We start from the raw sequence: 14,386 nt of genomic DNA, 5'->3' as shown, positions 1-14,386 counted from the left end.
ATCATCGTCCGTGGACCCTGAACGGTATAGGCTCTGTTAATCCGCTTGGTTAGTCCGCGCTCTCGGACTGTAGCGATTCCTGCAGGATTTTGATCGCGACGTCGGCGGCATTGCGTACGTGACGTCGCGCCGCTGCGCGGGCGGCCTTGCCGTCACGCGCTTCTAGTGCCTGCAGCAGCTCGGTCAACTCGGCGATGCTGTGCTTGGAGCGTCCAGGCGCCTGGATTGATGTCGAGCGCAGCAGCATGACGCGAGAGTTCAGCAGATGCAGGCTGTTGGTCAGCGCCTCGTTGCCGGCGCCATCCAGCAATTGCTGATAAAAGGCGTTTTTCGCAGCTAATTGTTGGAGGGCGGTACCCTTGGGCAGGGTGCGTTTCAGCGCTTCGAGTGCTTTGCGCAGCGCCGTCAGTTGCGCTTGCGTGGCGTGCTCGGCGAAAAGCTCACAGGCCAGGCCTTCGAGTTCTTCGCGGACTTGGTAGATGCCGCGCGCTTGTTCAGGCGAGAGGCGGGCGACGACTGGACCGCGGTGAGGAATGACGAGAATCAGGCCTTCGGATTCCAGCTGGCGCAAGGCCTCGCGGACCAAAGTCCGGCTCACGCCGGTCATCTCGCACAGGTCACGCTCGGGTAATCGTTCACCGGGCCGGAACCGCCCGACCAGGATGGCGTTGCGAATGTTCTCTGTCACGCTGTGCCTCAGTACTGAAGCGACGCGTTGGACCTTGAAATCGTCTTGTGGCTCTACGTGGGCAGTCATGGGCGTAATGCAAAAGGTATCCAGGGCATGTTCGAGCGCCCCGGATACCGTTGGGTGCGCCCGTCGATTATTGCGTTTTGCCTAATACCTTTCGAACACGGTCCAGGTAGGCAGGGCCATCGAATCCAACTTGCTGGGCACGTTTGTTCCAAGCATCGTACGCGGATCCTATATATTGCGGCTGCATTAGTTTAGCCCTTTCTTCATCCGGTGCGACCCAGAAGGTCACGCCGTTCTTTTCCATCGCCTGGCGCGCATTGGCGACAAACTGGTCGTATTGGGTAAAGGCGTCGTGTTGCACGCCGTCCATGGCGCTTTGGACTTGTTTCTGGACGTCGGGCGGCAGTTTTTCCCAGCTGTCGGGGTTGACGAGTATGGCCCAGCCGTTGATTGGGCCGAGGCTCCAGTTCTGGACGTTCCTGGCGATGCGCCAGAATTCCAGCGATCCGCCTACGCACATAGAGATAAACAGGCCATCGATGACGCCACGCTCTAGCGCCGGGAAAATCTCAGTGGTGGGCATGGCGACCGGCTTGCCGCCCAGGGCGTTGACGACTTCGGCGGTCTGGGGATTGTGCACGCGCAGGCGTTTGCCCTTGAAATCCTCGATTTTATGGATGGGGTCCTTGGAAAACAGCTGTTGAGTGCACCAGGTGCCCTCGGCAAGCACGATGGCATTCCATTTGTCTTTCCAGATTTTGCGGGTGTCTTCGCACCAGAAGGCGTCGCAGACCTGCTTGTACTCTTTGATGTCGTTGATGAGCCCCGGCAGGTTAAAGATGCCCATGCGCGGCTCGTCGGCCGCCAGATAGGTGTGCAGGGCCGCGCTCATGTCCACGCGGCCTTCGCGTACAGCGGTCGCCATTTGGGCGGGCGGCACCAATGAGTCGCTGACGGTGACCTTGACCTTGCCGCCGGTGGCTTTGGCGACGCGGTCGGGAACTGACGCGGTGAGAATGGAGTAACCGTCGCCTGGTGAAGTGATGACAGCCATGGTCAGGTCATAGGTCTGTGCCTGAACGCTGGCAGCCCATAGGGTGGCGCCCATGGCCGCCGAGAGCACTAGTGACCGTAGCCGCGAGGGCGGGCGAGAGGGGTGATTCATGTTGCTCCTCCTGGATGATGCGCGGTGCGCTGTGTGAAATTATGATCATTCGATCATACAATATGCCTATAATATCGTCGTAGCAATTCTCTGGCGGTCGATATCGATCAGGGAAAACACCATCGCGCGCACAGCGTCGAGGAGACAAGCATGAGCAGCATTGATATGCCGATGCAGGCGCCGGCAGAGGGCGTCATATCGCCAGGGGCGTCGCCTTATCCATTGGGTGGCAGCGCGGACTTCAGCCTGATTCGGGCAATGGTGGGTATCACCCGCTGTGCTGGATCGCTCGCGACGGCAGCGTTGCTGTTGATGGCGCTGTCGATGTGCTACGAGATCTTTTCCCGTTACGTCTTTAATTCGCCGACCGCGTGGGCCACGGAAATCTCGGGGTATCTGTTGGTGGCGACGGTTTTTTTTGGGCTGGCCGCGGCGCAGTCGGCGAATGCGCACGTGCAAGTAGAACTCTGGATTGATCGCGTGTCCTCATCGGCGCGGGTGCAACTGGAACTGCTGGGGCAATGGCTGGCTTTGCTGTTCAGTGTGGTGCTGGGATGGCAGATGGCCAGCTTTAATTTTCGCGAGTATGTGAATGACACGCGGGATTGGGGCTTGTTGTCGACGCCGCAATGGATGCCGCAGTTGTCAGTGTCGCTGGGCATGTTGACTTTCTGCTTGTCGATTCTGGTCGATATCTATCGTTTGCGTCCGCCCGCGGAGCATGGGCGCCGTTGGCTGGCGCCGATTGCGTTGGCCGTGATGGTGCTCGCGCTCGTCGGCCTGGGGTCTAATCCTGTGCTTATTGCAGGCAGCCGGATCGATTGGGGGATGGCGGTGATCGCCGTGGCGTTCATCATTGCGATCTGGGCGTGGAGCGGCACGGCTACGCTGGTGCAGTCCTTGATTCTCATCGGCGGCTGCGCCGCCTTGTATGCCTTGGCGCGCGGGCAGTCGTTGGGATGGGTGGCTGCGCTGTTGGTGGCCAGCATGATGGTGTTTCTGTTTCTCGGCGTACGTATCGGTGTGGCGTTGGGGATGGTGGGGTTGCTGGGCGTGTATTTTTTGTTGTCGCGCCCTCAGCTTTCGCTGCTGGCCGAGCGGGCCTGGAGCAGTACGAATACTTTTACGTTGACGGCCGTTCCCATGTTTATTTTTATGGGCGGGCTGTTGCTGCGTAGTGGGATTACGTCCGGCATGTTTGACGCGTTGGTGCGCTGGTTCGGCCGCGCGCCGGGCGGCCTGGCGCATGCCTCTGCGGGGGCTTCGGCGATCTTTGCGGCGGTGTCGGGGTCCAGTCTCGCCACGGCGGCGACGTTGGGAAAGGTCGCCTGCCCGGACATGATCGAGCGCGGCTATAGCCCGCGACTGACGTATGGGGTCGCAGCGGCGGGCGCTACGTTGGGCATTCTGATTCCACCCAGTATTCCGATGATTATTTATGGGACGACGGTGGGGGCCTCGGTGACTCACTTGTTTCTCGCCGGGATGATTCCGGGCTTGTTGTTGATGGGCGTCTTTATGCTGGGTGCGCTGGTATGGGCGCTGACGGTGCCGGGATCGGCTCCGCCTGCGCGTGCATACACCATGCGTGAAAAGCTCTCGGCCTCGCGCGGCATGGTGCCGTTCGTGGCCATCATCGGCGCGGTGCTGGGCTCTATGTATGCGGGGATCGCCACACCGACCGAGGCTGCCGCCATCGGCGCCGTCAGTGCGTTCGTGCTGTGCTGGTTGCGCGGCAAACTCAATTGGCGCGCGCTGATGGAGATCGCCTATGACTCGGCGAAGGTCACCGCCTTGTTGCTGCTGATCGTGGTGGGGGCGGGCATCTTCAGTTGGGTGTTCGACTATCTGAGGTTGCCGCGCGAAGTCGTCAATCTCATTCAGGGGGCCGATTTCTCGCCCGTCCTCGTGATGGGAGCGATGGTGTTGATTTATCTGGTCCTGGGCATGTTCGTAGAGTCGATCGCGATGATGCTGATGACGCTGCCGGTGACCTATCCGATCGCTATGGCGCTCGGGCTGGATCCGATCTGGTTCGGTGTGTTTCTGGTGTTGATGATCGAGGTGGGCCTGATCACGCCGCCTGTCGGCATGGTGCTGTTCGTGTTGCGCAGCATGAATGATAAGGCCCGATTCGGCGACATCATCCGCGGCGCGTTGCCGTTCGTGCTGATGATTCTGCTCTTCTTGTGCCTGATTTATGCCTTTCCGCAGATCGTCATGTGGCTCCCCCAACAAGTGAAATGACAATGAATCAACCCGCTGTTTCCGATGCGATTTCCCCCTCTATCGAACTATCGCGTTTCGTTGCGGCGTCGCGATGGGAGGATGTACCGGCAGAGGTGCGGCATGCCGCACGACGGGCGATTTTGAATTTTTTCGCCGTGGCGATCTCTGCGGCACGTACGCCGTCGCTGGATATTGCGGTGCGTACGTATGCGCGATTTTCGGCGGGGCCGCAGGCGAGCCTGGCGGGCCGGCCTGATCGCGTGGATGTGTTGAGCGCTGCTGCGTTGAACGCGATGGCGGCGAATGTGTTCGATTTTGACGATACCCATCATCCGACCATTATTCATCCCTCGTCGCCGATTGCGCCGGTGTTGTTCGCCTTGGCCGAGACGCGGCCCATGAGTGGGCAGGAATTGCTGCATGCTTTTGTGCTGGGTGTTGAGGTGGCTTGCCGTATCGGTAATTCGATCTCGCCCGAACACTATGCGCGTGGCTGGCATATCACCTCGACGTGCGGGGTGTTTGGCGCGGGGCTGGCAGCGGCGAAGACACTGGGCTTGGATGCGCGGCAGAACGTTCATGCGCTGGGTATTGCGGCCGTGCAGGCGGGTGGACTGGTGGAGGCGCTGGGTACCGGGGCCAAGAGTGTCAGTGTGGGAAATGCCGCGCGAAATGGGCTGTTGTCGGCTCTTTTGGCTGCTGATGGTTTTGATGGGCCGGCGTTGCCGTTGGAAGGGGAGCGCGGGTTCTTGAGAGTCGTCAGCGACGCGCCGCGCCTGAATGCGATGACAGAGGGGCTCGGGGGCAGCTGGGAATTGTTGAATAACGCCTACAAGCCGTATCCCTGCGGCGTGGTGTTGAATCCGGTCATCGATGCTTGCCTGGAGCTGTCGTCGGATCCTCGTATTCAGAATGAGGGATGGCGCGGTATTTCCCGTATCGAACTGACGGGGCATCCTTTGTTGCGCCAACGGACGGATCGTCCCGGTATCACCAGCGGGCGACAGTCTCAAGTGTGCGCGCAGCACGCTGTGGCAGTGGCATTGGTACGAGGTCGCGCCGGTCTCGCTGAGTTTTCTGATGAGGCAGTGGCGGATCCTGTTCTGCGCACGCTGGGTGCACGGCTGGCGTTCAACGATGATGCCGCGATGTCGGTTGACGCGGTCAAGGTGCGCGTTGAGTTCAACGACGGCGCGGCGTTGCTGCGTGAAATCACTGCGCCGCGTGGGTCGTTGGCTCGTCCGCTGGAGGACGACGCGATCGAGCAGAAACTGCGTGACCTCGTGCGTTATGCCGGCGTGGATGTGAATGCCGATCGCTTGATTGATTCGGTCTGGTCATTGGAGACGGCTGCCGATGCCGCGTTGCCTATGCGCCTGGCCGCCACTCGTAAATAGGAGACACTGCGTGAAAAAGAAAATCATCGGGGCCATGATGGCTGCGTTGTTGATGGGCAGCGCAGCCCAGGCGGAATTTCCCGACAAGGCGATACGCATCGTGGTTCCTTTTGCGGCCGGTGGTGGCGTGGATACGCTGGCGCGGCCGTTCGCAAAGGAGCTGGGCGAGATTCTCGGACAGAGCATCGTGGTCGAAAACAAGGCCAGCAATACCGGCCAGATCGGCGCCATCGATGTTGCCCGGTCTGCGGCCGATGGTTATACCGTGTTGTTGAGCTCGGCGGCTTTTGGTACGACACCCGCGTTCTATCCGCAGGTTCCGTATGACCCGATCAAGGATTTCAGTCCGGTGATGATCATGGCGGCCGCGCCGCAAGTGCTGGTGGCCAGCAACAAGTTCAAGGCCGAGTCTCTGCAGGACGTGTTGGCTCAGGCCAAGCAGTCAGACAAGATCAATTTCGCCTTGTCCGCGAGCACCGGAATTCAGGCGCTGGCCACGGCAATGCTGGCCAAGCAAGGCGGCGTGGCTTTCACGAAGATTCCGTACAAAGGGGCCGGCGCTGCCTTTGTCGACCTGATCAGCGGCGAGGTGGATCTGATGATCGATAATCCCGCGTCTTCATTGGTGCATGTACGTTCGGGAAAGCTGCGGCTGCTGGCCACCACGGGCGCAAAACGGATGAGCATTTTGCCGGATGTACCGACCGTGGCGGAAACCCTGCCAGGCTTCGAGGCCCGCAATTGGTTCGTGCTGGTGGCCCCGGCGGGAACACCGCCAGCGGTCATCGACAAGCTGAACGCAGCGTCGCGCACGGCGCTGAATACGCCGGCGATGAAAGAGCTGCTGGCGCGTGACGGGGTAGACCTGGTGGCGAACAGTCCAACGCAGGCATCAGAGTTTCTGCAGGCGGAAGCCAAAAAGTGGGGCGACCTGGTCAAGGAGTCGAATCTGCAGGTGCAATAGGCGTGACGGTCTATTCACCATGCGGCAATTGCGTATGGACATAAACGTTCACTGCATCTTCCGATAGCGTGTCCTTAGATCGATAGTGGATAGGCTCGCTCAGGTTTCACCATCCCGCCGAGCCCACGGCTGACTGGCGTAGCATTGCGCCAGATAATCGATGAAAGCCTGCACACGGGCAGGGCGTTTGCGTCCGGGCGGGGTCAGAATGTGCAGAGCAATGGGTTCGACCTCCCATTCATCCATCACGGTCTCCAGCCGGCCTGCCTCAATATCCTGCCAGACCAGGAATTCCGGCTGTAGCGCCAGGCCGAGACCGGCTGTCAGCGCATGCGTCAGGGCTTCGGCGTTGTTGACGCGCAAGGGAGTGTGCATCGTCTGGCTGAATTCGCCGTCTCGCTCATGCCGGAATCGCCAGCTCGGGCCGTTGCGCGAATAGGCATATTGCAGGGCGCGGTGGTCAACGAGTTCGCTCGGGTGCTGTGGCCGGCCATGACGCTCGAAATAGCCGGGCGAGCCCACCAGCAGGATGCGCACGTTGCACAGGCGTTTGGCCAGTAGGCTGGAATCGGACAGAGCAGAAATGCGCACGGCGACGTCGAACCGGTTCGCAACGAGGTCCTTTTGTTCGTCGCTGAATTCGATGTCCAGACTCACATCGGGGTGGGCCTGCATGAATGGAGGCAGGACGGGCGCCAGATGTGAGAGCCCGAAGGACATCGGGGCGGTGACGCGGACCAGGCCGCGCAGGGCGGTGGCCTGTTCGGCCAGGTCGGCTTCGACGGCCTCGCCTTCCTCGAGAATGCGGGTGGCGCGCTCCAGCGCAGCCAGCCCGCTCTCGGTCAAGCTCATGCGGCGGGAGGTGCGGTGAAACAGCATGGTTTTCATGCGTGCTTCCAGGCGCGTGATGGCTTTGGACACCGTGGCTTGTGACAAGGTGAACTCGTTGGCGGCGCGGGCAAAGGATCCTGTTTCGGCAACCTTGGCAAAGATGGCCCAGGCTTCGAGATCTGGCAGTCTGTTCATGGGGACGGGCGAATGAGTGTGTTGTGCTGGATTCTACTGACCGCATGGTGCTGGCGGCAATGCGTCGCAGCCTGTTTGCCTGGCTGGCAGGGATCTATTGACGGCTCGCTACGAGGCTGTTCCTGGCGCGTGTGAGGAATGCGCCCTTGGCGCAATGACGCGTCCACCTCAATTTTGGAAAGGATGCATTTCCAATTTGGCTCTTCTGATGACATCTATCGAGCCCTACACTGCTGCGCTGCGGCACTTTATTCGATCATCACTGTAGGGAGCAATGCGATGTCCAAGTATCTCGAAGTCCTGACCCCCCAGAATAGCCAGATCATCTTCATCGACCAGCAGCCGCAGATGGCCTTCGGTGTCCAGTCGATCGATCGCCAAGTGTTAAAGAACAATGTCGTTGGCTTGGCTAAAGCCGCGAAAGTGTTCGATATTCCAGCCACCATCACCACCGTCGAAACGGAAAGCTTTTCCGGTTTTACATATCCCGAGTTGTTGGCCGTTTTTCCGGATCATCCGATCCTCGAGCGCACGTCGATGAACTCGTGGGACGATCAGAATGTGCGTGATGCGTTGGCTGCACATGCAGCGCAAGGCCGCAAGAAAATCGTAGTCTCAGGTCTGTGGACCGAAGTGTGCAATACGACGTTCGCACTGTCGTGCCTGCATGACACGGACTATGAGATTTACATGGTGAGCGACGCGTCGGGAGGCACGTCGGTCGATGCGCATAAATACGCGATGGACCGCATGGTTCAGGCGGGTATTGTGCCTGTGACGTGGCAACAGGTGTTGCTGGAATGGCAGCGCGACTGGGCCCGCCGTGATACGTACGATGCGGTGATGGAGATAGTCAAAGAACACTCGGGCGCTTATGGCATGGGCGTAGACTACGCCTATACGATGGTGCACAAGGCCCCGGAGCGTGTGAAGCACGGCGAGCGTATTGGCCCGAATCCGGCCAAATAATCTGAATCTGGCCAAGAGTAGCCCCGGGCCCGCGCGGTCTGGGGCGCAGCTATGTCTGCCGGCGTTCATCGGCGGCCTCAAGAAAAGCTCCACAACGAGGAGAAAAGCGTGACAATGACAACTCGTCGAAAAATTCTCGGCGCGGCCACCACGCTGGCTGCCACAGCAGCGTTCAATGGCGCATTGGGCCGCAATGCGGCGGCCGAGGCACTCCGGAAAGGAACGTCGACCGTGTCCGATGCTAGTCCTGACATCATTTTCCATAACGGCCAGATCACGACGCTGGATCGTGCCAAACCGGTGGTCAGCGCCGTCGCGATCAAGTCTGGCCGTTTTGTCGCGGTGGGCACCAACGAAGAGGTCACACGGCTGGCGGGATCGAATACCCGCCTGATCGACTTGAAACGCCGCCATGTGCTGCCCGGGCTGTTCGATAACCACACGCACGTGGTGCGTGGCGGTTTGAACTACAACATGGAGCTGCGCTGGGATGGCGTGCGTTCGCTGGCCGACGCGCTGGAGATGCTCAAGCGCCAGGTGGCCATCACGCCTGCGCCGCAATGGGTGCGTGTAGTGGGCGGGTTCACCGAGCAGCAATTCGTCGAGAAACGCCTGCCGACGATAGACGAGATCAACGCGATCGCGCCTGATACGCCGGTCTTTCTGTTGCATCTGTATGACCGTGCGCTGCTCAATGGGGCGGCGTTGCGTGCGGTGGGCTACACCAAAGATACGCCGGATCCGTTGGGCGGGCAGATCGTGCGTGATGCCAATGGGAACCCCACGGGTTTGCTGCTGGCAAAACCCAACGCCACGATTCTCTATTCCACGCTGGCCAAAGGCCCCAAGCTGCCGCTGGACTATCAGATCAATTCGACGCGCCATTTCATGCGCGAACTGAATCGACTGGGCGTCACGGGGGTGATCGATGCGGGCGGCGGTTTTCAGAACTATCCCGAGGACTACGAAGTCATCCAGAAACTGGCCGATGCCAACCAGATCACGGTGCGCCTGGCCTATAACCTGTTTACGCAGAAGCCCAAGCAGGAGAAGGAAGATTTTCTGAACTGGACCAAGTCGGTCAAGTACAAGCAGGGCGATGACTATTTCCGCCACAATGGGGCAGGGGAAATGCTGGTCTATTCGGCTGCCGATTTCGAGGATTTCCGTGTCGAGCGCCCGGATATGCCGCCGCAGATGGAAAGCGAGCTCGAAGAAGTCGTACGCGTATTGGTACAGAACAAATGGCCATGGCGTTTGCACGCGACATATGACGAAACGATCTCGCGCGCGCTGGATGTGTTTGAAAAGGTCAACCGGGATACTCCGTTAGAGGGAATCAACTGGTTCTTTGACCATGCGGAGACGATTTCCGACAAGTCCATTGACCGTATTGCGGCGCTGGGCGGTGGTATCGCCGTGCAGCATCGTATGGCCTACCAGGGCGAGTATTTCATCGAACGCTATGGCGCAAAGGCGGCCGAAGCCTCGCCGCCGGTCAAGCGTATTCTGGAAAAGGGTGTCAAGGTGTCGGCTGGCACAGATGCTACGCGCGTTGCCTCGTATAACCCTTGGGTGTCGTTGTCGTGGATGATCACGGGCAAGACCTTGGGCGGCACGCAGATGTATCCCCAACGCAATTTGCTGGATCGTGAGACGGCATTGCGCATGTGGACGGAGAATGTGGCCTGGTTTTCCAACGAGGAAGGCAAGCGCGGCCGGATTTCGGTCGGTCAGTTGGCAGACTTTATTGTGCCGAGCAAGGATTTCTTCAGCGTGCCCGAGGATGAGATCTCGTTTTTGACGTCGCACCTGACCGTCGTGGGCGGAAGGGTGGTGTATGGCGAGGGCGAGTTTGCCCAGCACGACGATAATCCGTTGCCGCCCGCAATGCCCGACTGGTCGCCCACGCGCTTGTTTGGCGGCTATGCGGCCTGGGGGGACCCCGAGGGCGCAGGCAAGAACTCGCTGTCGTCTTCGTCATACCGGCGCTATCAGGCGGTGGCAGGTTGTGGTTGCGCCAGTGCGTGCGGCTTGCATGGACACGACCATGCGAATGCCTGGGCATCGAAAGCGCCTGTATCGGATCTGAAGGGCTTTTTCGGTGCGCTGGGCTGCTCGTGCTGGGCCGTCTGACCGTCGTGGAAAAGGGACCCTCCATGCCTGCACCTGATGCTGCGACGGATCACGCGCTGACTGCCGCTGTCCGGCCGATATTTGGGAGCCGTGCTGCACGCTTTGTCGCTTATCTGGCCTTGTGCGCGGCTTATCTGCAAGGCGGACTCGTGAAGCTCACCGATTTTTCGGGAGCTATCGACGAGATGAACCATTTTGGCCTGTCGCCGGCCCCGCTGTTTGCGGGGGCGGTGATAGTGCTTGAACTGGGCGCTTCCCTGATGATTCTCACAGGCCGGCTACGGTGGCTGGGGGCGCTGGCTCTGGCAGGGTTTACGGTGCTGGCGACCGGCATGGCCCTGCGGTTTTGGGAATTGCCGGCCGGGCAAGCGCGTTTCATGGCCGCTAATTCGTTTTTTGAACACGTGGGCTTGGTTGGCGGCTTTCTGCTGGTGGCCTGGCTGGATTTGAGGGATCGGCGGGCATGACGCATACGGATGAATCCCCATCAGGCAGCTTTGCGCCGCTGCGGCAGACGCTGTTTGCGGTGTTGTGGGTGGCCACGGTCATAGGCAACACCGGCAGTTTCGTGCGTGATGTCGCCAGCGCGTGGTTGATGACTGACTTGTCTTCATCGCCCACCGCGGTGGCGATGGTGCAGGCTGCGGCCACGTTGCCTGTGTTTTTGTTGGCAATTCCAGCGGGCGTGCTGGCCGATGTTCTGGATCGGCGCAAGTTTCTGGTCGGTATCCAGTTCCTGTTGGCAGGTGTCAGTGTCACCCTGATGCTGTTGTCGGCTGCGGGTCTGCAATCGGTGGCGTCCCTGGTGGCCTTGACGTTTCTGGGGGGTGTCGGTGCGGCGTTGATGGGGCCGACTTGGCAGGCCATCGTTCCTGAGCTGGTTCAAAAGAAAGATCTCAAGAGCGCGGTGGCGCTCAATTCGCTGGGCATCAATATCGCGCGTGCGGTTGGCCCCGCACTGGGAGGGCTGATTCTGGCCAGTTTCGGGGCGGCCTTCACCTATGGCGTGGATGTGATCAGCTATGTGTTCGTGGTCGCCGCGTTGCTGTGGTGGCGCCGCCCGCAGGCGGTAGACGATGAGCTATCCGAGCGTTTCGTGGGGGCTTTTCGTGCCGGATTGCGCTATGTCCGCGCCAGCCGCGAGTTGCATGTGGTGTTGATTCGGGCGTTCTTGTTTTTCGCGCTCGCCAGTTCGATCTGGGCTTTGCTGCCTTTGGTCGCACGCCAGTTGTTGGGCGGCGGCGCCGGTTTTTATGGCATTTTGCTTGGAGCGGTCGGTTTGGGCGCGATCGGCGGCGCGGTCGTCATGCCGAGCCTGCGTGCGCGTCTGGATGCGGATGGATTGCTGTTGGCGGCGGCGTTGGTCACGGCGGCGGTGATGACGTTCCTGTCTTTCGCGCCGCCGCAATGGGCTGCGGTGGCTGCGTTGCTGGTGCTAGGGATGGCTTGGATCACTGCGTTGACGACGCTCAACGGGGTGGCGCAGGCGATCTTGCCGAACTGGGTGCGTGGGCGTTCATTGGCGGTGTACCTGACTGTGTTCAACGGCGCGATGACCGTGGGCAGCCTGAGCTGGGGCGCGGTCGCGCAATGGACGTCGGTACCTATAGCGCTGTTGACCGGCGCGGCGGGGCTCGTGGTGGTTGGCCTGATCGCGCACCGTATCAAGCTGCCAGCGGGCGAGGCCGACTTGGTGCCGTCGAATCATTGGCCCGAGCCACTGACCGCTGCCCCTATCGAACATGACCGCGGGCCGGTGCTGATCCAGATCGAGTACCGCATTGCACCTGCGGATCGTGCGGATTTTCTCAAGGCCTTGGCACGGCTGTCGGCAGAACGCCGCCGCGATGGCGCCTATGCGTGGGGCGTGGCAGAGGACTCTGCCAATCCCGAACTGATGCTCGAATGGTTCCACGTCGAGTCGTGGGCCGAGCATTTGCGCCAGCATAGGCGGGTGTCCAAGGCGGACGCCGACGTTCAAGGAGAGGTCCTGCGTTTCCATCAAGGAGAGCAGCCGCCTGTGGTGCGCCATTTTCTGGCGTTCAATCGTCCGCATCAGGGGCGGGCGTAGGCCAGGCGGCGAGTGTGGGCGCTGCTGTTTCCTCATGGTGGAGTCGGCGGCCGTCTACACCAAGCCGCGCTGGGCCAGATTCCGGTACAGTGCGCGCGTGCCGAATTGCCAGGGCGCTATCTCGGTGCACAAGCCAACTCGATTCACTAGCGCCCCGAGGGAGTCAGTCGAGATGGTTACGATGTCGCCTAGGTGATGCGTGAATCCTCCTCCGGTTTGGTCTCGATCCTTGACGGGGGAGAACATCGTTCCGAGAAACAGCATGAAGCCATCGGGATATTGATGGTGTGCGCCATATGTCTGGGCGAGCAAGTCAAGAGGGTCACGGCTGATCGATTGCATGTGGCTGACGCCATCCAACTCAAATTTGTCTTCCCCTTCGATACGCAGCCTGACCGACAATGTGCGTACCGTATCGATCGTGAAGTGCTCGTCGAATATCCGGACGAAGGGACCAATCGCGCACGACGCATTATTGTCTTTGCATTTACCCAGCAGCAATGCCGAACGCCCTTCGATGTCGCGCAGATTGACATCGTTGCCCAGCGTGGCGCCGACGGCGACGCCGTGGGCATTGGCCGCCAGTACGACTTCGGGCTCGGGATTATTCCAATTCGAGGCAGGCAGCAAGCCCACCTCGTCGCCGAACGCGACAGACGACATGGGCTGCGCCTTGGTGAAGACCTCGGCGTCGGGCCCGATCCCGACTTCCAGGTATTGGGACCATAGGCCGCGCTTTTGCAGCTCGGCCTTCAGGCGGATGGCGGCGTCGGAGCCAGGGATGATCTGCGATAGATCGGCACCGATGAGCTGTTGAATGGATGCGCGCACATCCTGCGCACGGCTGGCGTCGCCACCGGCTTGTTCTTCGATGACGCGCTCGATCAGGCTGACGGCAAAGGTGACACCGCAGGCCTTGATGGCCTGTACGTCGCAAGGGGCCAACAGTTTCAATGCTGGCGGTTCGTCGTGCAGTTGGCTGGCCAGGATGTCGGCAGCATCCCCCAATTCGTCGCCGTCGCATTGATTCAATAACGCGGCGAGATCCGGTTTGTCGAAAAGATCGGCCGATGTGGCAGCGATGTGGGTGATGTCCAGCATTTTTCCCTGACGGACCAGGACGACGCAGGGGCCCTCGAAGGAGGGCGTTTTGCGCCAGACTCTGCCGACCAGCAATGCACGATCCAGATCGGTGGGCAGGCCGGCGTGTATGTTTCTCGCATTCATTGTTGAATTGTTCTCGATGGGTTTGATCGCGTCCGATTGCAGCTGACGTTTGTTGTCAAACGGCCAGCATCAGTTGGTTGCTGCCTTCTTGCACGATCTCGCCGTGCTGGTTCTTGACTTTGATGTCCAGCGTGACGATGCCGCGCTTGCCCGAAGTTGTCAGCCTCTTTGCCGACACAGTGAGCTCGGCCTCGATGCGATCGCCGACAAACACGGGGCCGACAAAACGCCATGATTCCCAGTTGAGTGCAGCGATCACGTCAAATTGCACGAGCGAGCGATTCTTTAAGCCATCGACGAGGCTGAGCACCAGCAGTCCGTGTGCAAGCCTGCCTCGAAAGCCGAGATCAGTGGCGAATTTTTCGTCGACGTGGTGAGGCATGAAATCGCCCGTCAATCCTGCGAATCCCAGGATCTGGCTTTCGCTGATGGTGATTCCGGGCGTCTTGAACGAGTCGCCCACCGACAGATCGTCAAATTTGTTCAGTTGAGTGGTATGCATAGG

The 14,386-nt window shown here is 60.2% G+C and carries 12 protein-coding genes; 7 read left to right on the top strand and 5 right to left on the bottom strand.

Annotation, left to right across the window (positions count from 1 at the left end):
* Window positions 1-49: 49 nt before the first annotated feature.
* Window positions 50-757 (bottom strand): GntR family transcriptional regulator, encoded by a 708-nt coding sequence (locus CAL20_RS13110; protein WP_094821583.1) that lies wholly within the window; start codon window positions 755-757, stop codon window positions 50-52.
* Between the two features lie 67 nt (window positions 758-824).
* The gene (locus tag CAL20_RS13105; protein WP_373558302.1) at window positions 825-1,805 is read right to left on the bottom strand and encodes a TRAP transporter substrate-binding protein; all 981 of its coding nucleotides are present in this window, start codon (window positions 1,803-1,805) and stop codon (window positions 825-827) included.
* A gap of 207 nt (window positions 1,806-2,012) precedes the next feature.
* Between CAL20_RS13105 and CAL20_RS13100 the strand changes: the two genes are divergently transcribed.
* Genes CAL20_RS13100 through CAL20_RS13090 form a run of 3 tightly spaced genes read left to right on the top strand, consistent with a single transcriptional unit; the run spans window position 2,013 to window position 6,452 of the window.
* Window positions 2,013-4,109: a TRAP transporter large permease subunit gene (locus CAL20_RS13100; protein WP_094838065.1), complete on the top strand. Its 2,097-nt coding sequence runs from the start codon at window positions 2,013-2,015 to the stop codon at window positions 4,107-4,109.
* The gene (locus tag CAL20_RS13095; protein WP_094838064.1) at window positions 4,106-5,488 is read left to right on the top strand and encodes an MmgE/PrpD family protein; all 1,383 of its coding nucleotides are present in this window, start codon (window positions 4,106-4,108) and stop codon (window positions 5,486-5,488) included. Before CAL20_RS13100 ends, CAL20_RS13095 begins: the two co-directional genes overlap by 4 nt.
* A 10-nt stretch (window positions 5,489-5,498) precedes the next feature.
* On the top strand, window positions 5,499-6,452 hold the full coding sequence (locus tag CAL20_RS13090; protein ID WP_094838063.1) for a tripartite tricarboxylate transporter substrate binding protein: 954 nt from the start codon (window positions 5,499-5,501) through the stop codon (window positions 6,450-6,452).
* Between the two features lie 99 nt (window positions 6,453-6,551).
* Here CAL20_RS13090 and CAL20_RS13085 read toward each other — a convergent pair whose 3' ends face one another.
* Window positions 6,552-7,478 (bottom strand): LysR family transcriptional regulator, encoded by a 927-nt coding sequence (locus CAL20_RS13085; protein WP_094821578.1) that lies wholly within the window; start codon window positions 7,476-7,478, stop codon window positions 6,552-6,554.
* Between the two features lie 279 nt (window positions 7,479-7,757).
* On the opposite strand from CAL20_RS13085, the gene CAL20_RS13080 reads away from it, so the two are divergent.
* From CAL20_RS13080 to CAL20_RS13065, 4 genes are all read left to right on the top strand, one after another.
* Window positions 7,758-8,447 carry a hydrolase gene (locus CAL20_RS13080; protein WP_094822097.1) on the top strand — a complete coding sequence of 230 codons (690 nt, stop codon included), beginning with the start codon at window positions 7,758-7,760 and terminating at the stop codon, window positions 8,445-8,447.
* Between the two features lie 231 nt (window positions 8,448-8,678).
* Complete coding sequence (locus CAL20_RS13075; protein WP_256981549.1) at window positions 8,679-10,583, top strand: amidohydrolase; 1,905 nt, start codon at window positions 8,679-8,681, stop codon at window positions 10,581-10,583.
* Between the two features lie 23 nt (window positions 10,584-10,606).
* Window positions 10,607-11,050 carry a DoxX family protein gene (locus CAL20_RS13070; protein WP_094822096.1) on the top strand — a complete coding sequence of 148 codons (444 nt, stop codon included), beginning with the start codon at window positions 10,607-10,609 and terminating at the stop codon, window positions 11,048-11,050.
* Entirely contained in the window at window positions 11,047-12,654 is a 1,608-nt protein-coding gene (locus CAL20_RS13065; protein ID WP_094821576.1) for an MFS transporter, read from the top strand. The genes CAL20_RS13070 and CAL20_RS13065 overlap by 4 nt, the downstream gene beginning before the upstream one ends.
* A 54-nt stretch (window positions 12,655-12,708) precedes the next feature.
* Here CAL20_RS13065 and CAL20_RS13060 read toward each other — a convergent pair whose 3' ends face one another.
* Window positions 12,709-13,881 carry a fumarylacetoacetate hydrolase family protein gene (locus CAL20_RS13060; protein ID WP_094821575.1) on the bottom strand — a complete coding sequence of 391 codons (1,173 nt, stop codon included), beginning with the start codon at window positions 13,879-13,881 and terminating at the stop codon, window positions 12,709-12,711.
* Window positions 13,882-13,936: 55 nt separating this feature from the next.
* Window positions 13,937-14,383, bottom strand: coding sequence for a MaoC family dehydratase (locus CAL20_RS13055; protein WP_094821574.1), 447 nt, complete (start codon window positions 14,381-14,383; stop codon window positions 13,937-13,939).
* Between the last annotated feature and the right edge of the window lie 3 nt (window positions 14,384-14,386).

Source organism: Bordetella genomosp. 4, from assembly GCF_002261185.1.
Lineage (GTDB): Bacteria > Pseudomonadota > Gammaproteobacteria > Burkholderiales > Burkholderiaceae_B > Bordetella_A.
This window is presented reverse-complemented; position numbering and strand designations above follow the sequence as displayed.

Coding starts and splice junctions, on each gene's coding strand:
- CAL20_RS13065 (WP_094821576.1), top strand. CDS start 11,047: ATGACGCATACGGATGAATCCCCATCAGGCAGCTTTGCGCCGCTGCGG.
- CAL20_RS13070 (WP_094822096.1), top strand. CDS start 10,607: ATGCCTGCACCTGATGCTGCGACGGATCACGCGCTGACTGCCGCTGTC.
- CAL20_RS13110 (WP_094821583.1), bottom strand. CDS start 757: ATGACTGCCCACGTAGAGCCACAAGACGATTTCAAGGTCCAACGCGTC.
- CAL20_RS13085 (WP_094821578.1), bottom strand. CDS start 7,478: ATGAACAGACTGCCAGATCTCGAAGCCTGGGCCATCTTTGCCAAGGTT.
- CAL20_RS13100 (WP_094838065.1), top strand. CDS start 2,013: ATGAGCAGCATTGATATGCCGATGCAGGCGCCGGCAGAGGGCGTCATA.
- CAL20_RS13060 (WP_094821575.1), bottom strand. CDS start 13,881: ATGAATGCGAGAAACATACACGCCGGCCTGCCCACCGATCTGGATCGT.
- CAL20_RS13080 (WP_094822097.1), top strand. CDS start 7,758: ATGTCCAAGTATCTCGAAGTCCTGACCCCCCAGAATAGCCAGATCATC.
- CAL20_RS13105 (WP_373558302.1), bottom strand. CDS start 1,805: ATGGGCGCCACCCTATGGGCTGCCAGCGTTCAGGCACAGACCTATGAC.
- CAL20_RS13095 (WP_094838064.1), top strand. CDS start 4,106: ATGACAATGAATCAACCCGCTGTTTCCGATGCGATTTCCCCCTCTATC.
- CAL20_RS13055 (WP_094821574.1), bottom strand. CDS start 14,383: ATGCATACCACTCAACTGAACAAATTTGACGATCTGTCGGTGGGCGAC.